14 protein-coding genes are annotated in these 23,535 nt (G+C 72.1%); 1 reads left to right on the forward strand and 13 read right to left on the reverse strand.

What is annotated here, in order from left to right; translation table 11 throughout:
• Positions 1-90 precede the first annotated feature (90 nt).
• The 6 genes from H9Y04_RS36525 to H9Y04_RS36550 all read right to left on the reverse strand — a co-directional run bounded on the left by H9Y04_RS36525 (position 91) and on the right by H9Y04_RS36550 (position 11,413).
• Complete coding sequence (locus H9Y04_RS36525) at positions 91-1,074, reverse strand: ABC transporter ATP-binding protein (protein ID WP_187818491.1); 984 nt, start codon at positions 1,072-1,074, stop codon at positions 91-93.
• Complete coding sequence (locus H9Y04_RS36530; protein WP_187818492.1) at positions 1,071-3,782, reverse strand: FtsX-like permease family protein; 2,712 nt, start codon at positions 3,780-3,782, stop codon at positions 1,071-1,073. The genes H9Y04_RS36525 and H9Y04_RS36530 overlap by 4 nt, the downstream gene beginning before the upstream one ends.
• Before the next feature lie 97 nt (positions 3,783-3,879).
• Positions 3,880-4,848, reverse strand: a complete 969-nt coding sequence (locus tag H9Y04_RS36535) for an ABC transporter ATP-binding protein (RefSeq protein ID WP_187818493.1) — start codon at positions 4,846-4,848, stop codon at positions 3,880-3,882.
• On the reverse strand, positions 4,845-7,547 hold the full coding sequence (locus H9Y04_RS36540; RefSeq protein WP_187818494.1) for an FtsX-like permease family protein: 2,703 nt from the start codon (positions 7,545-7,547) through the stop codon (positions 4,845-4,847). The genes H9Y04_RS36535 and H9Y04_RS36540 overlap by 4 nt, the downstream gene beginning before the upstream one ends.
• A 1-nt stretch (position 7,548) precedes the next feature.
• Positions 7,549-10,740, reverse strand: coding sequence for an FtsX-like permease family protein (locus H9Y04_RS36545; RefSeq protein WP_438818197.1), 3,192 nt, complete (start codon positions 10,738-10,740; stop codon positions 7,549-7,551).
• A gap of 268 nt (positions 10,741-11,008) precedes the next feature.
• Positions 11,009-11,413: a globin gene (locus tag H9Y04_RS36550; RefSeq protein WP_187818496.1), complete on the reverse strand. Its 405-nt coding sequence runs from the start codon at positions 11,411-11,413 to the stop codon at positions 11,009-11,011.
• 114 nt (positions 11,414-11,527) lie between these two features.
• On the opposite strand from H9Y04_RS36550, the gene H9Y04_RS36555 reads away from it, so the two are divergent.
• A complete protein-coding gene (locus tag H9Y04_RS36555; RefSeq protein ID WP_187818497.1) occupies positions 11,528-12,589 on the forward strand; it encodes a methyltransferase domain-containing protein in 1,062 nt (353 codons plus the stop codon).
• Between the two features lie 69 nt (positions 12,590-12,658).
• Here the strand turns inward: H9Y04_RS36555 and H9Y04_RS36560 are convergent, their stop codons facing one another.
• The 7 genes from H9Y04_RS36560 to H9Y04_RS36590 form a co-directional block, all read right to left on the reverse strand.
• Positions 12,659-13,846: an FHA domain-containing protein gene (locus H9Y04_RS36560; RefSeq protein WP_187818498.1), complete on the reverse strand. Its 1,188-nt coding sequence runs from the start codon at positions 13,844-13,846 to the stop codon at positions 12,659-12,661.
• Positions 13,847-13,997: 151 nt separating this feature from the next.
• Positions 13,998-15,335: a vWA domain-containing protein gene (locus H9Y04_RS36565; RefSeq protein WP_187818499.1), complete on the reverse strand. Its 1,338-nt coding sequence runs from the start codon at positions 15,333-15,335 to the stop codon at positions 13,998-14,000.
• Between the two features lie 126 nt (positions 15,336-15,461).
• Positions 15,462-16,853 carry a PP2C family protein-serine/threonine phosphatase gene (locus H9Y04_RS36570; protein ID WP_438818198.1) on the reverse strand — a complete coding sequence of 464 codons (1,392 nt, stop codon included), beginning with the start codon at positions 16,851-16,853 and terminating at the stop codon, positions 15,462-15,464.
• 4 nt (positions 16,854-16,857) lie between these two features.
• A complete protein-coding gene (locus H9Y04_RS36575) occupies positions 16,858-19,533 on the reverse strand; it encodes a serine/threonine-protein kinase (protein WP_187818500.1) in 2,676 nt (891 codons plus the stop codon).
• A 2-nt stretch (positions 19,534-19,535) separates the two neighbouring features.
• The gene (locus tag H9Y04_RS36580; protein ID WP_187818501.1) at positions 19,536-20,855 is read right to left on the reverse strand and encodes a coiled-coil domain-containing protein; all 1,320 of its coding nucleotides are present in this window, start codon (positions 20,853-20,855) and stop codon (positions 19,536-19,538) included.
• Positions 20,856-20,933: 78 nt separating this feature from the next.
• On the reverse strand, positions 20,934-21,965 hold the full coding sequence (locus tag H9Y04_RS36585) for a glutamate ABC transporter substrate-binding protein (RefSeq protein ID WP_498067171.1): 1,032 nt from the start codon (positions 21,963-21,965) through the stop codon (positions 20,934-20,936).
• A 62-nt stretch (positions 21,966-22,027) separates the two neighbouring features.
• A complete protein-coding gene (locus tag H9Y04_RS36590) occupies positions 22,028-23,482 on the reverse strand; it encodes a GlnX family signal transduction membrane protein (protein ID WP_187818502.1) in 1,455 nt (484 codons plus the stop codon).
• Positions 23,483-23,535 lie beyond the last annotated feature (53 nt).

Raw genomic sequence — 23,535 nt, forward strand, 5'->3', positions numbered from 1 at the left:
CTTCCCCCACCCCGCCCCTTCCCGAAACCGGGGCTTCGCCCTGGACCCCGCATCCGAGCTTCGCTCGGATCTGCTCAAGCGCCGCAGGGGCTAATTGGAGTCATCCGGCCATATTCCGATGTGGTCCGGTTCGAGTTCGAGGGCGACGCGGTCGCGCATGCCGAGGGTTTCGGTGTATTCGGCGGGGAGTTGGAGGCGGCCGGCGCGGTCGAGCATGGCGTATTCGCGGGCGATGAGGTGTTCTTCGCCGGTGGTCTCGTCGACTCGGGTGCGGCGCAGGACCTCGGTGGAGGTGCGGCCGTCGCGGATGGCGACGGTGCGGCGGACTTCGGTGGCAACCGTCTGGTCGTGGGTGACGATGACGATGGTGGTGCCGAGTTCTTCGTTGGCGGCGCGGAAGGATTCGAAGATCTGGCGGCCGGTGGTGGAGTCGAGTTCGCCGGTGGGTTCGTCGGCGAGGAGGACGGACGGGTCGTTGGCGAGGGCGACGGCGATGGCGACGCGTTGTTGTTGGCCGCCGGAGAGTTGGGCGGGGCGGCGGTCGCGGAGTTCGCCGACGCCGAGCAGGTCGAGCAACTCTTGTGCGCGGGCTGCCTTTTTGGCGCGTCCGCGTACGCCGCGTAGTTGCATGGGCAGGGCGACGTTCTGGGCGGCGGTCAGGTAGGGGAGCAGGTTGCGTGCGGTCTGCTGCCAGACGAAGCCGACGATTTCGCGGCGGTAGCGCAGGCGTTCCTTGGCGTTCATGGAGAGCAGGTCGCAGTCGGCGACCTTGGCTTGGCCGGCGGTGGGTTCGTCGAGGCCGGCGAGGATGTTCATCAGGGTGGATTTGCCGCTGCCGGAGGCGCCGACCAGGGCCATCAACTCGCCTTTGGTGACCAGGAGGTCGAGGCCTTGGAGGGCTTGGACCTCGATGCCGTCGGCGGTGAAGATGCGGACCAGCCGGTCGCAGGAGATCAGGGCGTCCTGGCCGTAGGCGGGCCGGTCACGGCGGGCCGTGGCCCGCTGCTCCAGCTCCGCCAACGACACGGAGTCCGCACCGGAACTCTGCACGGGACTCTTCTCGGAAGTGGTCATCGTGCGTCTCCAGCCCTGAGTTCGGTGAGAGAGGTCTGCCGTGCGGTCCACCAGGCCTGTGCGAGGGCGACCGAGACGGCGAGGAGCACCACCGCGCCCGCCGGCACCAACAAGGACCAGGGATCCATGCGCAGCCGTGCGCCGCCGAAGACCTCGGCCTGCGCGGCGAGGGCGATCCGGCCGAGGTCGAGTCCCGGCGAGATCAGCTCCATCGCGGCGAGGGCGACCAGCGCACCGCCGGCCGCCGCGAGCAGCGCCTGCGGCAGCGCCTCGAGGACGAGCAGCCGCCGCGCCTGCCCCTTGCCCAGGCCCATCGTGCGCAACCGGGCCACGAGCGCGGTGCGTTCGGGGGCCGACTGCAGCAGGGAGAGCAGGACGGCGAGCACCGCATAGCCGGCTCCGGCCGCCACCGCGAAGCCGTACACCGTCTCGGCACCGCTCTGCAGCGGGGAGTCGGACAGGGTGGCGCGCTGGTCCGTGCGCTGCTCGAAGGCGACGGATGGGCCGGCCGTGGCCACCGCCTTGCTCAGCTGCGTACGGTCGTAGTCGCTGCCGGTGGCGAACAGGGCGCTGTCGGTGGCTTCCGGCAGTGCGCTCACATCGATCAGGAGGAACTCCGCGCCGAAGCTCGCGGGCGTGGTCTCCAGGACCCCCGTCACCTTGGCCGTGAAATCGCCCGGGATGGAGCGCAGCTCGTGCTCGCCGCGGCCAAGGCGCTTGGCGGCGTCCGCCGAGGCGAGCGCGGGCAGGGCACCGGAGCCCGATGCCTTCAACTCGCCTGCGGAGAAGGCGCCGAGACCGGTCCGCCCGGACAGCCGGGCGTACGACTCGGGGTCCACCGCGATCAGGCTGATCTCCTTGCCGCCGTCGGGCATCCGCATATTGGCGTCGATGTAGACGGGGCTGACCTCGCGGATGCCGTCCACGGCGCGCAACTTGTCCGCGAGGTCCTCGGGCAGCGCCTTGTTGGGCTGCGCGTTGACGCGTACATCCGCGCCGACCGTCTGCAGCGCCGCCTCGTCGCGGGCGTCGGCGATACCGGCGATCACCGAGCCGCCGAACGCCGCCGTGGTGAGCGCCACGAGCAGCGCGAGCAGCGGCAGCGCCTGTGCCGCAGAGGTGCGTCCGGCGCGGGCGAGCGAGAGGAAGCCGATCGCTCCGCGCCGGCGCATCAGGGGCCGGCTCAGGAAGCGGATGGGCAGCGGATAGAGCCGTACGAGCAGCAGCGCGGCGATCAGGGCCACCATCACGGGGGCCGCACTGATCAGCCCGTCCGCGTCGTCGCTGCCGCGCCGGCGCAGCGCGGCCACCGCGCCCACGGCCAGGACGAGCACGGTCAGTTCGGCGACCGTGCGGCGCCGCGAAGGCTTGGCGGCGATCAGGTCCTCGCGCCCGCCGTGTGCCCGCAGCCGCAGATGGCCGACGACCGCGCGTACCGGAAGGGCGGAACAGGCGATCAGGGCCACCGCCGCCGCGCCGGCGACCGAGGGGATGAGCCGTCCGTCGGGCCTGACCAGGGTCGCGAGCCACCAGCCGAGCGCGGCGGCGGGCACGGCGACCACGGCGGTCTCGGCGCAGATACGGGTGGTGATGCCACGCACCGAACCGCCGCGGGCGCGCAGCAGGGTGATCTCGGTGGTACGCCGGGACGCGGTGAGCGCGGCGGTCATCAGGAGCACGACCAGGGCGACCGCGCCGATGCCGAACACCGCGACCGACACCACGGGGGTGATCGCCGTGCGTGCCGCAGTGAACTCGGCCGTGATGGAGTCGAGTTCGGTGTTCACCGACACGGTGGGGGCGATGGCATCGTGCAGCCGGGTCGTTGCCGGGCCGTTTTCCAGGGACGCGACCAGCTTCTCGACCGCCGGCAGATCGGGGACACCGAGTCCGCCGACGTCGATCGGAACCCGCCAGTACACCTGCGGGTTGGGGTCGATGGCCAGCAGGATCGTGGCGGCATCGGGTGCGAGCAGCAGGCCCGCCTGCCAGTACTTCACGGATTCCAGCGATGGAGGGGTGACCGCGAGCGAGGGCGTACGCAGGGTGGGATCGAAGGACCAGTAACTCCCCTGGGGGTTGAGCGGTTCGACCAGACCCGTGATCTTCAGGCCCACCGGCTTGCCGCCCTCGACGGGGAAGTGGAGGACCGAACCCACCTTGATCTTCAGCGTCTTGGCCGTCGCCACGGTCACCGCGGCCTCGGCCTGCTTGCTCGCGGCCGTGATTCCCTTGCCCTGCGGCAGCCGGCCCGCCACTACCCGCGCGTGCCGGTCCACCTGGTCCTGCGTGGAGATCACGAACTCGGGGGGCTTGGCCTGGGGCCGCGGCAGCCAGGGGTCGAGCGCCGTCTTGGGGCGGCTCGTCTGCGCGCCCTGGGCGATCTCGGAGCGGTCCGGATGCAGCGGGCGCTTCATCTCGTCGAGGATGTGCGGCTGGTACCGGCGCGTGAGCTCGGCGTCGACCGCCTGCTCGGGCGCGGCCGCGAAGTACTCCCCGGTCGCCATGCTGATCTCGATCCCGCTGCGCTCCAGCCCTCCATCGGCCAGCGCCCGGTGCAGGCCCTCGGTCTCGTACGTGTCCACGGCGCGCGGGAACACCGCCGCGAGGAACGCGGTCACGAGCACCAGGAGTGCCAGCGCGAGCGCCTGCGTCGGAGCGGCCTTGAGCCGGGTCCGCACCCAAGGGGCAACAGCCCTGGTCTTCATCTCAGTCGTCCCTTCGCTTCGGCCGCGCTGCTCCGGGCCGACCCCCTGTTGTTCCTGTGCACGCCATACGGATCCGTGGCGCTCGGCCGGGCCGCTTCTAGTCGGTCGAGTCGTCCGGCCATATTCCGATGTGGTCCGGTTCGAGTTCGAGGGCGACGCGGTCGCGCATGCCGAGGGTTTCGGTGTATTCGGCGGGGAGTTGGAGGCGGCCGGCGCGGTCGAGCATGGCGTATTCGCGGGCGATGAGGTGTTCTTCGCCGGTGGTCTCGTCGACTCGGGTGCGGCGCAGGACCTCGGTGGAGGTGCGGCCGTCGCGGATGGCGACGGTGCGGCGGACTTCGGTGGCAACCGTCTGGTCGTGGGTGACGATGACGATGGTGGTGCCGAGTTCTTCGTTGGCGGCGCGGAAGGATTCGAAGATCTGGCGGCCGGTGGTGGAGTCGAGTTCGCCGGTGGGTTCGTCGGCGAGGAGGACGGACGGGTCGTTGGCGAGGGCGACGGCGATGGCGACGCGTTGTTGTTGGCCGCCGGAGAGTTGGGCGGGGCGGCGGTCGCGGAGTTCGCCGACGCCGAGCAGGTCGAGCAACTCTTGTGCGCGGGCTGCCTTTTTGGCGCGTCCTCGTACGCCGCGTAGTTGCATGGGCAGGGCGACGTTCTGGGCGGCGGTCAGGTAGGGGAGCAGGTTGCGTGCGGTCTGCTGCCAGACGAAGCCGACGATTTCGCGGCGGTAGCGCAGGCGTTCCTTGGCGTTCATGGAGAGCAGGTCGCAGTCGGCGACCTTCGCCTGGCCGGCGGTGGGTTCGTCGAGGCCGGCGAGGATGTTCATCAGGGTGGATTTGCCGCTGCCGGAGGCGCCGACCAGGGCCATCAACTCGCCTTTGGTGACCAGGAGGTCGAGGCCTTGGAGGGCTTGGACCTCGATGCCGTCGGCGGTGAAGATGCGGACCAGCCGGTCGCAGGAGATCAGGGCGTCCTGGCCGTAGGCGGGCCGGTCACGGCGGGCCGTGGCCCGCTGCTCCAGCTCCGCCAACGACATCGTGCTCTTCTCGGTCTCGGAAGTGGTCATCGCGACTCTCCAGCCATGAGTTCCTTCAGCGAGGTGTGCCGGGCCGTCCACCACGCCTGGCCGGCGGCGACACCGACGGCGAGCAGCACCACGGCGCTCGCGGGCAACAGCAACGACCAGTAATCCACGCGCAGTCGTACGTCCCCGAAGACCTGGGCCCGGGTGGCCAGCGCGATCCGGCCGAGGTCGAGCCCCGGCGCGAGCAGCGAGATCGCCGCCATCGCGACCAGCGTGCCGCCGGCCGCCGCGAGCAGGGCCTGCGGCAGCGCCTCGAGGACGAGCAGCCGCCGCGCCTGCCCCTTGCCCAGGCCCATGGTGCGCAACCGGGCCACGAGCTGGGTGCGTTCGGGGGCGGCCTGCAGCAGTGCGAGCAGGACGGTCAGCGCGGCGTATCCCGCGCCGGCCGCCACCGCGAAGGAGTAGAAGGCCTCGGCGCCGGTCTGCAGAGGCGAGTCGGTGAGGGCCGCCCGTTCCTCGGCGCGCAGCCGCAGGGCGACGAGGTCGGTGTCCGCGCCGACGGCCTTCTCCAGCGCCTTCTTGTCGTAGCCGGTGCCGTTCGCGAGGAGCACGGTGTGCGTGGGCTTCTCGAGCCGGCTCGCGTCGATGAGGATGAAGTCGAGTCCGCGCAGGGCCGGTGTCGTGTCGAGCAGGCCGGCCACCCGCATCGTGAACTCACCCGCGGGCACCCGGAAGGCACGCTCGGCGGTGCCGAGGCGCTGCGCTACGGACGCCGACACCAGCGCGGGCTGCGCGCCGGACGCGGGCGCCGTCAGGTCCTTCGCCGAGAACGTGCCGAGTCCGGTGGCCGCGGCGATGCGTGCGTAGGCCTGCGGGTCCACGGCGATCAGCGCCACCGGTTTGCCGGACGGCATGACGAGTTCGTACTCGATGTACGCCGAAGCCACCGCGTCGATCCCGTCGAGCGCGCCCACCTGCCGTACGAGCGAGTCGGGCAGTGGCACCTTCGGCCGTGAGTCCACCCGGACGTCGGCGCCCACGATCTCCAGGGCGGCCCGGTCCCGCGCGTTCTCCACCCCGGCCGGCACCGAGCCGCCGAACGCCGCCGTCGTCAGCGCCACGATCAGCGCGAGCAGCGGGAGCGCCTGCGTGGTGGACGCATGCCCGGCGCGGGCCAGGGACAGGAAGCCGACCGCGCCCCGACCGCGCCCGAGGGGACGGCCCACTATGCGCAGCGGCAGCGGATACAGCCGTACGAGAAGCACCGCGGCGATCAACGCGACAAGGACCGGAGCCGCACTCACCAGCGCGTCCGAACCGCTGCCGGTGCCCTGCCGGCGCAGCGCGAGAACCGCGGCCACGGCGAGCGCGAGCACGGTCAGCTCCACGACCGTGCGCCGCGGCGAGGGGCGCGCGGCGACCAGATCACCGCGGGTGAGGTGCCCGCGCACCCGCCGGTGCCGGGCAGTGGCGAGAAGCGGCAGCGCGACGCAGACAAGCACGGCCACCGCGGCCGATGCCAACAGGGAGGGACCCAGCGCCCCTTCGGGACGAACGGCCACCGCGAGCAGCCACCCGGCCGCGGCCGCCGGCACCGCCACCACCGCGGTCTCCGCGCACACCCGGCCCGCGATGCCGCGCAGCGAGCCGCCGCGGGAGCGCAGCAGGGAGAGCTCGGCGGCGCGCCGGGTGGCGAGCAGGGCACCGGTCATCAGTACGACGACGAGGGCGACGGCGGCGATGCCGTACACCGCGACCCGGGTGATGGGGGTGATCGCCGAGCGCAGGGCGCGGAAGTCGGTGACGAGTTCACCGAGTCCGGTGGTGACCGAGACCTCGGGGGAGACGATGTCGGTCAGCCGGGCGTGCAGGGGGCCGCTGGTGAGGGAGGCCAGCTGTCGCTCCAGCGCGGGCAGGCCGGCCGCGTCCCAGGAGCCGACCCTGGGCGGAACGCGGGTGTAGACGCGTGCGCTCCAGTCGGCCGTGAGCAGGAACGGTGCGGCTTCGGGCGCGAGCAGGAGCCCCCCGTGCCAGTACGTGTTGCGCGCCGTGATCGCGTCGTCGGCCGCGACCGTGGGGGTCCGCAGGACCGGCTCGTGCGACCAGTAACTGCCCTGGGGATCAAGCGGCTCGACGATGCCGGTGACCCGCACGCTCAGCAGCGTATTGTCCGGCTTCTGGAAGTTGATCACCGCGCCGACCTCGATGTTCAAGGTCCGCGCGGTCTGCTCGGTCACCGCTGCCTCGGTCGCGGTGCTCCGCGCGGTGATGCCCTCGCCGCGCGGCAGCCGGCCTTCGACCGTACGGGAGTGGCTCGCCACCTCGGCCTGCGCGGCGAGCGTGAACCTGGGCGCGACGGCACCGTACCGGCGCGGGAGCCAGCCGTTGAGCGGCGCCTTCCAGGGGCGGACCGTCTCCACGCCGTGCGAGGCACCGGCCCGGTCGGGGGCGAGCGCGGGGGGCAGCAGTCCGAGGACCTCTGACTGCAGGCCGGCCGGCATTCCCGGCTGGGCCAGGCTCCCTTGGTCGCTGCTCATCACCGAGACTTCGATGGCGCGCTGCTCCGGCCTGGCATTGTTCACCGCGGCCCTGAGCCCGCCCGTCTCGTAGGCGTCCACCGCCCGCGGGAACACGGCGGTGAGGAACGAGGTGGTGAGCACGAGCGCCCCGACCGCAGCCGCCGCGTGCGGGGCCGCGCGCAACCGCGTGCGGACCCACGGCGCGACGGCCTTGGGCGCCATGTCAGTTGCCCCCTTCATGGCGAAGCGAGACCACGGGATCGGTCCGCCGCAGCGCGATCGCCGCGACGACGAGCAGCGGGACGACCGCGACCGCCGCGAGCAGCAGCGCCACCCGGACCGGCGGCAGCTCCACCAGAACCGAGGGCACGGGCTTGCTCGCCTCGCCGGTCAGCACGATCAACGGCACGACGGCACGCGTCAGTACGGCGCCGAGCGCGAGCCCGACGAGCAGGGCGAGCCCGATGAGGACGCCCTGTTCGGCGGCGATCAGACGCGCGAGCTGACGCTGCGGAGTGCCGAGTGCGCGCAGGACCGAGAACTCCGCGGCCCGCTCCCTGAGCGATCCGGCCGCGCTGACGGCGAAGCCCACCGCCGCCAGCGCCGCGGCGACCAGGGCCACCGCGAGCAGGGCCGACTGGGGGCCCGCGCCGAGCGGGTCGTCGCGCAGCTCCTGGGCGATCTCCGGCCGGGCGATGACCTGTTCGGGGTCGGTGTCGGCCCGTGACCGCAGCTCGTCGGCCACCTGTCCGGCCTTGCCGGGCTCGGCGGTGAGCCACCACTCGCCGGAGGCCAGCGCGGCCCTGTTGTCCGCAGTGAGCGCCTCGTTGACGGCGCGCAGATCGACAAGGACCGCACCGCCGTTCGCGGTGACGGTCGGCAGATCGGACACCACCTTGACGACCTTTACGCGCAACGGCGCGCTGCCCAGCGGCAGATCGACCGAGGAGCCGAGCTCCGCTCCGCTCGACTCGGCGAAGCGCTCCGTCACGACGGCGCCGGGCACCGGGGCATCGGGGCGTGCGGAGTCGATCTCCACGCCCCGCAGCGCGATCCCGTCCGAGGCGCCCGGCACGTCGTACGAGGCCGAGATGGGCGCGGACTTGTCCGTACCGGTCTTCAGGACCACCAGAGCGGCCGGCGGCGCGTACGGATCGGCGTTCGCATCCTGCGCGATGCCCAGCCACGTCGTCTGCGCGGGCGGGGTGATCGCCGCGCCGTCGGCCTCGACCGAGGTGACCGCGAACCTGTGCTTCTCCGCCGCCCCGGTGGAGGGGGTCACATCGAGAGCGAACCCCGACAGGGTGAACGGTCCGGTCGCGGTGAGCTCGGCACCGACCGTGTGCGTGCGCCCGTCGGCGGGCACCTTTCCGAGCGGCAGCCCCTGCGCGTTGCCGTAGCGGTCCTGGACCTGGGCGGTCACCGAGGCGGGCGCGGACTTCGTCGGCTTGTCGGAGTCGATCCGTACCGTGAACGCGATCTTCTGTGTGCCGGCCGGGATCCGCACGCCGTGCGAGGACGGCTTCGTGGTCAGCAGGTCCCGCAACTCCCCGGGGCTGCCCAGGTCGTCACGGAGCAGCAGGCCGTCGGCCGCCTGCCGCATGTCGAGGGCGAGGATGCCCGCCGAGCGGCCTCCCGACAGTTCCATGGAGCTGCGCGAGGCGGGGGCCGCCTCCTTCACGCCGGGAATCGAGGAGTACACCTTGTCCCGGGCCGCCGCGGGTATCCGGCCCCCCTGGACCCGCAGGTCGGTGCCGGCACGGAAGTCCGCCTGGTCCTCCTGCGAGCGGTCCCACGAGGCGCCCTGGCCGATCGCCAGCATCCCCATCGCGACCGCGAGCACCAGGAGCAGCACGGGCCCGGCACCGCGCAACGGGCGCCGGCTCAGCTGCCAGCCGGCCAGCGCACTGGGCAGACCGCGCGCCTTGGTGGCCCGGCGCTCGCCGAGCTTCGCGGCCGGCGGCAGCAGCCGCAGCGTCAGGATCGTGCCGGCGAGCAGGGCGAGCGCGGGGGCGCCGACGAGCAGTGGATCGATGCCGAGGTTGCCCTCGGCGTCGCCGCTGAGCACACCGCCGCCGGACGTCTGGCGGTCCAGCTGCCAGTACGCGACGGCTGCGATCACCAGCAGGCCCACGTCAGCACCCGCGCGGACCGGAGCCGGCAGGGACTTCGCGCGGACCGCGCGGCGCATGCCCGTGAACGACAGCGCGGGCGCGATCACCGCGGCGGCGCAGCCGAGCGCAACCACCAGGGCCACCAGCCATACGGTGAGAGTGGGGGCGACCTCCAGCTCGATCCCGATCCGGGCGAGAGCCCCCTGACCGGCGAGCAGTCTCGTCAACGGGCCCGCGAGCAGCGGGGCGATCAGCGCGGCCGGCACGGCGAGGAGCAGCGACTCGGCCGCCGAGAACCAGGCGACACGGCCGCGCGAACCACCGCGCGCCACCAGGAGATCCGTCTCCCCGGCCCGCTCGGAGGACAGCAGCCGTGCCACCAGGAGCAGCGCGTATCCGGCGAGGAGGATCAGCTGGAGCGCGACGATCAGGAGAGTCGAGCGGGCCACGAGAAGGGAGCGCTCGGCGCGTTCGAGTACATCGGGCAGCTGGGTGTCCGCGGTGAGACTCGAGGTGATCCCGGAGATCTTCTCGAACCGGGCGCTGTTCTGCTCGGCCGCGCGCTTCAACTCCGGTATGCGGTCCACCTGTACGCCGCGGAAGTCGGCGCGCGCCAGCCAGACGCTGTCACCGCGCTCCACGCGGCTCTGGGCGAACGTGGCCGGGTCGGTCAGGAGCGGCCCGTACGTGGTGAAGTCCAGCTTGCGGACCCCGCGTCCGTTCAGCTCGTCGACCTGCCAGTACGGCTCGGTGGAGTCCTTGGGTTGGTAGACCCCGGTCACCTGGACGGTCACTGACGGACCGTCAAGCCGGTCCGTGAGCTTCACGGGCGGGCCGCCCGGGGCCAAGTCCAGTTCCTTGGCGGCGACTTCGGGGAGCGCCACCTGGATCGGGCCCTTGTCCGCGGCCTTCGGCCAGGCGCCGTCGACCAGCCGGATCCTGGAGCGGTCCAGAGCGCCGAGATGCGTGAGATCGGGGTCTTCCGAGCGGTTGCCCGGCGCCTGGAGCGAGAGCGGCAGCGAATACGGGCCGGACTTCTCGTACGAGAGCAGGGAGACCGGCAGGCCGTCGAACACGCGCCGTGCACCGGCCTCGACCTGCTGCTCGACCGCGGCCCGTTCCCCGGGCTCGACTTCCGTCCGTACGACCAAGGAGGCCGGTGCGGCGGACCGGTTCAGCAGGGAGTGGCGCAGGGAGGCATCGCCGATCGCGCCCGAGAAGGCGGTGAGCGTGGCGAGGACCGAGGTGGTGAGGAGGACCGCGAGAAGTGCTGCCACGAGCAGCAGGCGGTGGGCACGCACTCGCAGAAAGATGAACCCCGTCACCCGATCACCGGTCCCCGTCCCCTGGGCGGAGCCCCCGCTCCCTTCGAGCACCGAACGAACTGGCGCTCTTAGCCCTGAGCCGTGACTCTTTCAGGTCGGATACGGGTAGGGAAACCGCTCTCTGGCCGAACTTGACCAGATCGTGATCGCATTGCGGGTACGGGACGCCGCATTCCGGAAGCGGGGTGCTTCCCGGATCAGGAGTGGGGGTGCCTTCCGGATCGGCAGCGGGGTGCTTCCCGGATCAGCCCGCGGTGTTGACCATCGAAGCGGCCGCGTACGTCAGGTAGTTCCAGAGCGTGCGGTCGTGCTCCTCGGAGAGTCCCAGCTCGTCGACCGCCGCGCGCATGTGCTTCAGCCAGGCGTCGTGCGCGGCCTGGTCCACCTTGAACGGGGCATGGCGCATGCGCAGGCGCGGGTGGCCTCGGTTGTCGCTGTACGTGCGGGGGCCGCCCCAGTACTGCATCAGGAACAGCGCGAGCCGCTCCTCGGCCGGACCGAGGTCCTCTTCCGGGTACATCGGCTTGAGCAGCGGGTCCCCGGCGACTCCCTGGTAGAAGTGGTGCACCAGGCGCCGGAAGGTCTCCTCGCCACCGACCTGCTCGTAGAAGGTCTGCTCCTGAAGCGTGCCGCGCGGGATCTCGTTCACCCCTCCATGGTCTCAGACACCCCGGCCGAAGACCGGGGGACTAGGACTCCTGTCCAGGCGACCGGGCGGGCGCGGGGCCTCGCATCCAGGAGCAAATCGCAGCACAGTGGGTATATGGGTGCGCCCCACGAACCCGAGCCCACGCCGCCCGAGCCCCCAACCCCCGGGCCCCGGCCGCTGCAGCCCTCTCCGCAGGAGCCGCTTTCGCCCGTACCGCCGGGCGATGCGGATCCCGCCGCTGCGGCGCGGGCCGGTCTGGTGCGGGAGATCGAGGCGAGCGGGGCGTTCGAGGGCGAGCCGCGGTGGCGGGCGGCGTTCACGGAGGTGCCGCGGCACCTGTTCGTGCCGTACTACTACGCCTCGGTCGCCGGCGGCTACGAACGGCTGTGGGGCGAGGACCCCAACCCTGCCCGCCGGGCCCGCTGGCTCAACGGGGTCTATGCGGACACCCCGCTGGCCACCCGGGTGCGCGACGGTGATCTGGTCTCCTCCAGCAGCCAGCCCTCGCTGATGGCGAAGATGCTGGCCGAACTCGACGTCCACGACGGGCAGTCGGTCCTGGAGATCGGCGCGGGCACCGGCTACAACGCGGCGCTGCTCGCGCACCGCCTCGGCGACGAGCTGGTCACCACGGTCGATCTCGAACCGGAGATCACCGAGGCGGCCCGGCGCCATCTGGAGCGGGCCGGCTACCGGCCGGCGGTCGTCACGGGCGACGGTGCGCGCGGATGCGCGGCCCGTGCGCCCTACGACCGGATCATCGCGACCTGCACCATGTCGACGATCCCGCAGGCGTGGCTCGACCAGTGCCGGCCGGGGGCGCGGATCCTGGCGCCGCTGGCGACGGGTCTGATCGCGCTCTCGGTGCGCGACGCCACGCATGCGGAGGGGCGGTTTCTGTCCACGCCCGCGTACTTCGTGCCGCTGCGCGGTGACACCGGGCAGGCCGAGCGCCCGCGGTACACGTCCTCGCTGCCGCGGCGGATCGTCCAGGACGAGCTCTTCCGGTTCCTGCTCGCCCTCACCGGGGGTGCGCTGGATCCGGAGGAGGCGTTCGCTCTGTGGCGGCGGGAGGGGCGGCCTGCGCGGGAGCGGTTCGGGGTGACGGTGTCCTCGGGGGCGGTGTGGGCTTGGCTGGACGATCCCTCTGGCCCCTATGTGTGGGGGCTGGGGTAGTCCGAGGTGCACGCGCCGACGCCCGGCCTCCCGTAGGACGGGAAGCCGGGCGTGGGGAGTCGGGTGGAGCTATCCGCGGCGCAGAGTGATCGTCGTCCAGGCGCCCACGTGGACCCTGTCGCCGTCCTGGAGCGGGACCGGGACGAACGGCTGGATCGGTTCTTCACCGCCGTTGACCGTGGTGCCGTTCGTCGAGTTCTGGTCGACGACCGCCCAGCTGCCGTCCGGCTGCTGGACCAGGACCGCGTGCTGGTGCGAGACGCCCGGGTCCTCCGGCGGGACCGAGAGGTCGATGTCCGGGATCTCGCCCGTGGAGTGGCGGCGGCGGCCGATGGTGAGCTGGTTGCCCGTGAGTCTGCGCTCCTGCTCCGGGGAGTACGCGGGCAGGTTGAGGCTCGCCGCCTCCGGACCGCTGCGGTGCATCATCGCCATGAAGTACTCGCGGTCGGGACCGATCACCGCGACCCAGCCGGCCGGAGCCTGCTGCTGCGGCGCCGGGTAGCCACCGCCGGCCAGCGGGTGCTGGACCGGAGGCGCGGTCTGGTGCGACGGCGGCGGCAGCATCCAGTCGTCGTCGCCCTGGGTGCCCATGGGCGCACCGGGGCCGGTCTGCTGGTAGCCCTGCGCGGGCGGCGGGGGCGGCGGGCCGCCCATCGGACCGCCGGCTCCCGTATGGGGGCCGCCCATCGGGCCGCCCGGACCGTTCTGACCCGGACCGGGGCCGTGCTGGCCTCCGCCCGGACCGTTCTGCCCCGAGCCGGGACCGCCGAACGGGCCGCCCGGACCGTTCGGGTCCGGGTGCAGGGGCTCGGCCGGACGGTTCATCTGCGAAGGGCGCGAGCTCGTGTACTCGCCGCCCGGGCGCTGGGCCTGGAAGCCCGGCGGCAGATTGATGCCGGGCACGGGCTGGCGCGGGGCCGCGGGGGTGTACGAGGTCGCGGTGTTGGTGAGGAAGTTCCAGCGGCATTCCTCGCAGAACGGCTCGTTGGCCTCACGCGGGGTCTGGCACTGCGGGCACAGCTGCGGCGGCGCGGCCGGCTGCTGCGTCTGCGGGTAGCCGTAGCCACCCTCCTGGCCGGGGCCCGGGTAGCCGTAGCCGCCCTGCTGGTTCTGCTGCGGATAGCCGTAACCGGCGCCCGGGGGCGGCGGGGGCGGGGGGACGGCGCCGGAGGGCGCGCTCGCACCGGTCATGCGGTGGCCGCAGACCTCGCACCAGTCGTCGGAACCCGACTGGTGTCCGTTCGGGCAGGTCGGCATGTCGGCGCTTCCCCCTCTCCTTCTACGGCGCGTGGCCGCTGAGTCTGTACCTTCCGGTACGTCCGGTACTCGGCGCGTCACTCAAGGCATACCGCGAGGTGTGCCCAAGAGCCTTACCGTCACGGCCCGTTGCCATGCCGTCGCGCTGTGTTCACTTCTTGACGCGAACCGTCTTGGTCGACCGGGTTTCGAGAGTCATCTCGTCGGCGTCCTCGACCTTCGCCTTCAATCGCACAGTACCTGTCGCGGCATCCTCGACGTCGACCACCTTCGCAAGCAGTTTCGCAGTGTCCTCGTTCCCGGAGGCCGCCGCGAGCTGAACTGCCCTGCCCAGCTTGGCCGTTGCCCCGTCCATGTCGCCGGCCTTGCGTGCCTCCAGACCCTGCTGGATGACCTGCGCCAGCTCGGCCTGCCCGGTGTAGTGGGCCACCTGCGGGTTGATCGACGTGGACGCCGCCATGTCGTCCGTCCACACAGCCCGTACGAGCCCCTGCGACAGGGTCTGTACGCCGCCGTCGCTCTGCGGCACCACCAGGGAGACCCGCGCTGCCAGCATCTCCTGGCCGAGATCGGCGTTCGGGACCTGAACGCAGACGTGATAGTCGCGGGACTCGTCGCCCCAGGAGCCGGTCGGGTAGTCGCCGGCCCGCGGGCCCGCCTCGGTGCGCCGCGAGGTCAGCTCCTCGACGGTCGGCGCGACCTGCTTCACGAACTTGATCTCCGTGCCCACCGGCGTCCACAGGCGCAGCGCCACATCGGCGACCTCCTTGCCCATGGCCGCCTCCATCATCTGCGTGAAGTCGGCGGCGAGCCCGGCCGGGTCGGCGACGATGTCGGCGGTGCCGAGCAACGCCGAGGCGATCCCGGTGACCTCCTTGACCTCCCAGTCCGTCCCCACGCCGCGGGCGTCACAGGTGTAGCGGCCCGCGCAGGCGTCGAGCGCGGCCTTCAGGTCCTCAGGCGACTCGTGCTCGTTGCGTCCGTCGGTGAGCAGGATCCCGTGGCGTATGGAGACGTCGGCCGAGGCGAGCAGCCGGTCCGCCAGCTTCAGCCAGGTGCCGATCGCCGTGCCGCCGCCCGCGCTGAGCTTGCGCAGGGCCTGCTTGGCCTGGTCGCGGGTGCGGTCGTCGGCCACCGCGAGCTGACCGCCGCCCGGGTAGACCTCCTTGGCCACATGCGTACCGCCGATGATCGCGAAGTGCACCCCGTCGCGCAGGGTGTCGATCGCCGCGGCCGTGGCGTCGCGGGCGTTGCGCATCTTGGTCGGCGGGTAGTCCATCGAGCCCGAGCAGTCCACCATGATCGCCACCGCGGCGTCCGGTGTGCTGCCCGCCGCGTACGCGCGCACCGCCGTGCCGCCGACGGTGCCGCCGCCGGTCGAGGTCACGGTGACGATCGCGTTGACTTCACGACCGCCCTCGGGCAGGTACTCGTTCTGATAGACCTCCACCGAGAACTGCGGAACGTTCGACTTCGAGAAATTCGCCATGCTGTTGTGTTCCCCCCTCAGCAGTACCGTGCCGTCCTGACGTCCCTCGCGGGCAGGCCTGGACGGCACTTCGTGCCGACATGAACCGAGTTGTGTGGGTACCGCGCCCCCGGCGCGGCGCCCGTCTCAGGCCGATCCTGCCCCTTGAGGTGTGAGCGAGAACGGCAGTACCGCCACTGTTACGTTGTCGTGGCCCCCGCCGTCCAGCGCGTGACCGACCAGGACCTGCGCGCAGTGCAGCGGGCGCTCGGCCGCGTCGGCCGGTACCACGGCGGCCATCTCCGCCGCGCCCTCCGCGTAGTTCCACAGTCCGTCGGTGCACACCACCACTACACCCGCACGGTCCGGCTTGAAGGAAGCGGTGTGCGGCTCGAGTTCGTACGCATCCGCGCCGAGCCAGCCCGTGATGGCGTGGGCGCGCTCGTCCGCGTACGCCTCTTCCTCGTTCATCAGTCCCGCGGCCACCATCTGCGCGGCCCAGGAGTCGTCCTCGGTGAGCCGGGCCGCGGGGGCGGTGCGGTCCTCGGGCACCCAGTACACGCGGGAGTCGCCGACCCAGCCGACGACCAGGAGCCCGCCGGCGATCACCGAGCCGACGAGGGTGCAGGCCGGGGCGTTCTGGTGGCGGTGCGGGTCGTGCTCGCGGGCGTGCGCGGGGTCCTGCGCAAGGGAGTTGACCGCGTCGGAGGCCGCGATGATCGCGTCGTGCATGGCCTGCTGCGGGTGGGTGCCGCGCGGCAGGGAGGCGAGCAGCGACTCGTTGGCGGCCTGCGAGGCGGCGGCCGAGGCCTCGTCCGGGCGGGTCGCCGAGGACACCCCGTCGCAGACGATCGCGACGACCGCGGGCGAACCGTCGGGCAGCGCGGTCGCGGACACGGCGAACGCGTCCTCGTTGCGATGGTGGCGCAGGCCCCGGTCGCTGACCGCCGCGACGGCGTCCAACTCCCGCTCCATGTGGTCGCGTTCGCGCGGCTGGGCGTGCCCGCAGTGCTCGCAGTAGCCGTCCTGGTCGACCGTGCCTGTACGGCAGGCGACGCAGAGCTTGGTACCGGCCGGGGGAGTGGCCGCGGCAGGTGCGACCGTACGGGGATCGGGGGCCTGCAGCGCGTACTCGTCGGCGCCCTGAGGGTGGTCGAAGCGCACGGCTGCTGCGGGCTCGGCGGCCGGGGCGCCGGCGCCGGGCAGCTCGCCGCCCGAGGAGTCGGTGCCGCGCAGCTCGCCGGGGTGGTGGGTGCTGGTGCTCGCGTCGGGTGCCTCGGGCCACTGGACGGAGGCCGCCGGCTCCTGCGGAACCTCCGGGGCCTGAGGGGCCTGAGGGGCCTGGGGGGCCGAACCGCCTTGCGGGGCGGCTCCGTTGATGGCGATCGTCGGGTGGTCGTCGGCGGAGACCGGCTCGGGAGCGGCCGACAGATCGAACCCGCACGCGCCGCAGTAGAGGTCGCCGCTCTCCAGCGGCTCCTCACAGCTCGGGCACGACGACATCTCTGCCCCCTCGGTCAGCTGGCGCATCTGCGACATCAATTCACACCCACGTCCGGGGGCGGAAACGGTTGGCCCGCTCCACCAGTTCGATCCTCTCGTCACCGCGCTGCGCCAGGCGCGCCAGCATCCGGTACGACCGTTCGAGCCCGAACCTGAGGCCCCGCTCGTCGAGGGTGCTGCCGAGCAGCCGGGAGCCCGAAGGTCCCTGCGGTGGCGCCGCGCCGCGGCTACCGGAGAGTACCCAGTCGAGCGCGGTACCCAGGACCTCGGCCGACAACTGCTCGCGGCGCACGGCGTCGAGCCCGAACTGCTGCAGCGCCTCGACCTGTCCCGCGGCCGCGGTCAGATCGTCGAGCAGCGGTTCGTGCACCGCCTGGTCCCGGAGCCGGGCCCGTACGGCCGCGACACGCGCCGCCGTGTAGTGAATGGATGCCTCCGGTACGGACTCCAGGGTACGCACCGCGCTGCGCCGGTCCCCGGCGGCCAGCTGGACGCGGGCGAGCCCGAAGGCCGCGCTCACGTAACTGGGGTCCGTGGTCCATACGAGGCGGTAGTACTCGGCGGCGTTGTCGAGCTGGTCGAGCACCTCGGCGCAGACGCCCAGGGCCAGCTTGGGGGCCGGTTCGCCCGGGAACGCGTCGTAGATCGCGTCGAAGGAGAGCGCCGCCGTCTCGAAGTCCCCGGTCGTGAGCGACACCACACCGCGGTACCAGACCACGCGCCAGTCGTCCGGGTGCGCGCGCTCCAGGTTCTCCAACAGCTGGGCCGCGGGCGCCTGTTCGGTCATCTCCAACAGGGCGCGCAGCTCGCGCAGGCGCAGCTCCAGGGAGGTGGCGGGCGCCGCGTGCAGGGCCGTGATCAGCTCGGCAGGGGCCGCGGCCATCAGGCCCGCGAGAAATCCCGCGTTGGGGTCGCCCGGGTCGACCCGCGGCACGGGCAGGGCCAGGGCGGTCGCGGCGTGCGCGAGCGCCTTCACCAGGGAGCCGTGGGCCGCGGGTGCGGGCAGCGTGGAGGGCGGCGGGGCGCCGGGTGCCGAGGCGTACAGGGACGGCGGCGGGGGCGCGGCCCCCGTGGGGGACAGCGGCGCGGGCTGCGAGGGGATCGGGGGTGTGGCCACGCCGGGGCCGAGCGCCGCTCCCGAACCGTTGGCTGCGGGAAGCGCCGCGGTCGGGAGCGCCGCCGTCCCGTTGCGCCGCGCCTTGCGGCCCGTCGGTACCGCCCGCACGCCCAGCTTGGAGACCTCGCCGTCCTGGTCGCGGAACAACTCGGTGTCCGTGACGCGCACTTCGGACCCGAACAGCGTGGACAGGGCGGGCCGCGGCCGGCCCGTCTGGAGTGCCACGACTTCGCGCAGGACACCCGTCAGCTGCTCGGCCATCTCCTGCGCCGAGGAGAAACGGCGGGCCGGGTCGGGGTCGGTGGCCCGTACGAGGAGGCGGTAGAAGGACTCGTACTTGCGGAAGACCTCGATGTTGTCCGGGTCGGGCAGCGAGTCCACGAAGACGTTCGTATAGCCCTGGAAGTCGAAGGTCAGGACCGCGAGCGTGCGCGCGACCGTGTACAGGTCGGAGGCGATGGACGGTCCGACCTCGGCGACCTCGGGCGCCTGGTAGCCGACCGTGCCGTAGATCGCCGACTCCTCGTCGTCCATGCGCCGGACCGCGCCCATGTCGATCAGCTTGAGCTGGTCCTCGGTCTGGATCGCGTTGTCGACCTTGAAGTCGCAGTAGAGGAGGTTGCGGCTGTGCAGATGGCCGAGGGCTTCCAGCGCCTCGATGCCGTACGCGCAGGCCTGCTCGACCGGCAGCGGGTCGCGCTTGCCGTCGGGGGTGCGCCGCCCGTTGGCGATCTCCTTGAGCGACTTGCCGCCCACGTACTCCATGACGATGTAGCCGTCGAGGGAGCCGGTGCGCTGGTCGAGGTGCTCGACGAAGTTGTAGATACGGACGATGTTGGAGTGCTCGATCTCGGCGAGGAAGCGCCGCTCGGAGATCGCCGCCTCCATCGCGTCCTGGTCGCCGGTGTCGAGCAGGCCCTTGAGGACCACCCAGCGGTCGGAGACCGCGCGGTCGACGGCGAGGTAGACCCAGCCGAGGCCGCCGTGCGCGAGACAGCCGACCACCTCGTACTGGCCGTGCACGATGTCACCGGCGCCGAGCTTCGGCACGAACGAATACGGGTGGCCGCACTTGGTGCAGAAACCCTCCGTACGTCCGGGGCGCTCACCGCGGGCGCGGCCCACCGGGGCGCCGCAGTCGGAGCGGCTGCAGAATCGCTTCCTCTCCGGCACCTCGGGGTTGTCCTGCACCATCGCGCGCGGGTCGGGCCGCGGCACCTGGGGCACCGAGACAAGGCCGACACCGAGCCGGCTGCGCCCCGACGAGCCGGCCGTCGAACCGGTGGACCGGACGGAGACGCTGCGGGTGGACGTACTGCCGTGGGTCAGGCTGCGCGAGAGCCGGCCCGAGACCGAACGGCGCGACTGGGACGACCGCGACGAACGGGACGAGGAACGCGACGAGGAACGGCTGGAGGAGCGCGAACTCGACGAGGAACTGCTGTTCTTGCCGCCCCCGGTGATCCCGGTCGGCGGCGAGGACACCATCCCGTTCGGCGAGACGACCGGGGCGAGTCCGCACGTATCGCAGTACAGCTCGCCGCCGCCCATGTCCTCGTACGAGCCGGTGCAGTTCGGCCGCTGGCACTTGGTTTCCACGGTCAGTCCCCCCTACGGTCCGTCGGCTGTCCCTGATGCGGCACGCGGGGCGAGAGCACCTCGGCGGCCGCCTGCTGATAGCGGAGCACCGCCTGCTCGGCCACACGCAGGTCGCAGGGCGCGCTCCAGAGCATCCGGCGCGCCGCGTCATAGCGCTCGATGAGCAGCGGGTCCTCGGCGGCGCCGTGCCGGGCCACCTTGGCGCGGTAGGCGTCGAGCCGGCCGCGCAGCTCGGCGCGCACGGCGAGCGGCTGGGTCACCTTCTCCAACGACTCGCGGGCGCGCAGCAGTTCGCTCTCCGCCTTCTGCTCCAGGGATTCGAGCAGCGGGGAGAGCCGGTGCCACTGGGCGCTTCTGCGGTACTCGGCCGCCGTCGCCAGCTGCTCCTGCAGCGCGGTGGGCGGTCCGCTCACGGCGGGCACCTCGGATGCGGCGATCTTCGCGAGCACCTCGCCGCGGGCGGCCCGCGCCTCCGCGAGCGTACGGTCCGCGCGCGAGAGCAGATCGCGCAGTTTGCCGAGCCTGAGCTCCGCGTCCTGGCGTACGCCGAGCACCGCGTCGATCTCGCGGCGCACCTCTTCCAGGGCGCGCGCCTCACGGTCGTAGCGCTCGGTGTCGGGTCTGCCGCCGCCGGGCGCCGACGAGCCCGGCGTGGGCCGCCAGAACGCGAGCGGGTCGGACACCACCTGGGCGCGCAGCGCGGTCAGCTCCTGGGTGATGCGGTCGAGATCGTCACCGGCCGGGTGCTCGCCGGGCCGCACGCCCACGGCCTTGCCGAGCTCGCGGGTGCGGGCCAGCTCGGCGGAGAGCAGATCGATACGGGCGGGCAGCGCGGACCACACGGCGTCCGCGGCGACGACCATGTCGAGCGAGGAGGCGTACAGGCCGTTCATCCGCTCCACGAGCGCGCTCAGCGTGAACTGCTCCGAGAGCCGTGAGGGTCCGGTCAGCGAAGCGGGCGCCCCCGAGGCGGGAGCGCCCCCTGCGATGGTCACCGACTCGCCGCGCAGCAGCTCGGTGAGCTCCACCAGCTCCTCGCGGCTCGGCCAGCGCCTGCGGCCGCGCAGCTCGCGGGCGCTGGTGAGTGTGTCGGTGTACGCGTCGAAGTACGCCCACAGACGGGTGATCTCCTGCTCCGCGGCGGCCCAGCGCTCCTTGGTGGTGCCGGTCAGCTCGGCACCTTCGAGGAGTCTGCGCCCCGCGTGGTCCTGCAGCGCGAGCAGTGAGGTCTCGATCGCCTCGTGCTCGGCGCCAAGACGTGCCAGCGCACGGTCCACCTCGTCCCGGTCCATGACGGGACCGGCGGCTCCCGTGACGCCCATCCGTGTGTCACCTCTCTGCAGTGCCGGACTTCCCGGCGGTTTCCTTTTCTCTGCGCCTCTGCCCCGTCAACTGCCCTGTCAGTCGCTGTACTTGGGCTTCGGCGGGGTCGCCGCGCCCAGGTCGTCCGCGAGCCACTTGCCGTAGGACTTCTGCCAGCCGTTCGGATCCTTGCGCCACTTGTCCAGCTCGTAGTTGACGCGGCGCACCAAGTCCTCGGCCTTCGGGTCGTTGCTCATCGCGATGCCGTAGTACTCGGTGGCCAGCGGTTTGCCCTTCAGCTTGACCGTCGGGTCCTGTGCGGCCTGGCCGGCGGCCAGCGCGCTGTCCGTGACGACGCCGTCCACCTCACCGAGCTGCAGCCTTACCAGACAGTCGAGTTGATTGGCGACCACGAGAGGTTCATCGGCACCGTGGTCGTTGTCCTCAAGTGCTCCCTGCGCGGTGGAACCCGATGCGACGCAGAGCTTCTTGCCCTCGAGCGAGCTGTCGAAGCCGGTGATCTTCGAGGTCTCCGGGGCGAGCACCTGCTGGCCGGTCGCGAAGTACGCGGTGGAGAAGGCGACATCGGCCTTGCGCTTGCAGCTGATCGTCATCGTGCGCACGATCATGTCGACCTGGCCGGACTTGATCATCGGGATGCGCTGGTTGGTCGGCACGGCGCGGAAGACGATGTTGACCCGCTCCACGCCCTTGTCGTCCTCGGACGTGCCGAATATGGCCTTCGCGATCGCGGTGGCCAGATCGATGTCGAAGCCTTCGAGCTCACCGGTGTTGGGGTTGCGGTAGCCCCACAGATAGCTGTTCTGGTCGATGCCGACGACCAGCTTCCCCTTGGGCTTGTCCGTACGGGAGTTGATCTCCTGGATCTTGGCGCCCGCGTCCGGGGAGGGGCCGAGGCTGACCTCGGGCTCCTTGTCGTCGCACGCCACCGCGTCCGGTGCGAGCGCCTGCCGCGCGTCCGCGACACCCTGGCCGCCCACTCCGGAAGGACTGTCGCTCACCCGTGGCAGCGGCAGCAGTGCGAACGCCGCCGTGAGCACACACGCGAGCGCCATCGCGGCCACTCCGCCCCAGCCGCGCAGCCGGGAGAGCGGGCCCGCCATGGCCATGGCCCGGATACGGGCCGTGTACCCCTGCCGTTCCGTAGCGCTCATGATCTCGTCGCCCCCTCTCACCGGTACTCCGACAGCCTGCGTCCGATGCCGAGCACGGCACCCGTCGCTCCGAGCACCGCGAGGACGGCGGCACCGACCGGCAGTCCGGTCATGGCCCCGCGCCCGTCCTCGGCGGCGCTCCTGAAGTCCTTCTGCTCGTGGGCGATGGCCTTGGCCAGCGAGGCGTCGGCGAGGTCGAAGCACTCGACCGTCGCCTTGCTCACATCACCGTTGTCACCGATCACCCGGGCGAGCGCCTGGCTGTAGTCACCCTGGTTGTCCAGTTCGCGGGCGGCCGTGTGGCGCTTCTTCCACTCGGTCACCGCGAACACCGTCTTGTCCACCGGCGCGTCGCCGGCCTTGTCCTCGGCGAGCTTCCAGGCCTGGCCGAGCGTGCCCTTCGTCTTGTCGCCGAGGGCCAGCATCTGCTCCTGGAACTGCACGTCGTAGAGGTCCTCGCCGGCCTTCGGCTTGCCCTCGGGCACGGTGACCGCGCCGCGCGAGACCAGCGTGAGGTTCTCGCTGCTGCGGGCCTGGAGGATGGAGATCCGTGCGTCATTGAGCGCGTTGAGCGAGCGCACCCCGTCGTCGTAGGACCCGGACAGGCCGCTGTAGGCGAAGGTGTGGCCGACCGCGAGCCACAGGAGGACGACGGTGCCGGCCGCGGTGGCGACCACCATGCCGTGGTTGAACACCCGGTTCGTCCGCAGGAAGTTGCGCCGCTGCGCCCAGACCAGGCCGCCGATCGCGACCACGCCGAGCGCTATGGCCGCCCACGGATAGGCCTTGGCGTCCGCATAGTCCGCATTGAGCTGCTTCTTCTCGGCGTCGTAGAGCGCCTTCGCCTCGGGCAGCATCTCGTTCTGCATCAGGTCATTGGCATTGCGCAGATACGCGCCGCCCAGCGGCAGACCCTGGCGGTTGTACGTACGGGCCGACTCGATGCGCTCGGCGAACTCGGGAAGCAGCCGGTTCAAGTTCTCGATGTGCCGGGCGGATTGTCCGGAACCACGGCTTGCGCCCGCGGCGGTGCTGAGCTTCTCGGCCGCCATGTCCATATCGTCCTGATAGCGCTTGCGCAGCGTCGGCGACTCCTCGTTCGCCGCCAGGAAGCCGCTGGCCGCCGCCGTGTTGGCATCGGCGAGCGAGCGGTAGATGGCGGCCGCGTCCGAGGACAGCGGCGCACTGCGGTGCAGCACGTCGTCGGCTGCGGCCGATCGGTCGGCCATCTGCCAGGCCGTCAGGGCGCCGAAGGCGATCACGAGCGCCGCGATCACCGCGCCGATGATCCGCAGCCGCCCGGGCTCCGTGGTCGACGCGCTGCGCAGCCGGTCGGTCAACTCGGCTCGCGCGCTCCGCCGTTCCGGCATCACCGCAGGTCCCGACGGTGGTGCGCCCTGGGGCGGCACGGCGGGCAGCGTCGGCGCGGCCGGGGACGGCGGCGCCGCGCTGCCGCTTTGCGGGTATGTCACGCTTGACCTCCCCCTTGGTCATCCGTGGTCTTCCACGCGCAAGTATGGCCGCA

This window comes from Streptomyces polyasparticus (assembly GCF_014493765.1).
Taxonomy (GTDB): domain Bacteria; phylum Actinomycetota; class Actinomycetes; order Streptomycetales; family Streptomycetaceae; genus Streptomyces; species Streptomyces polyasparticus.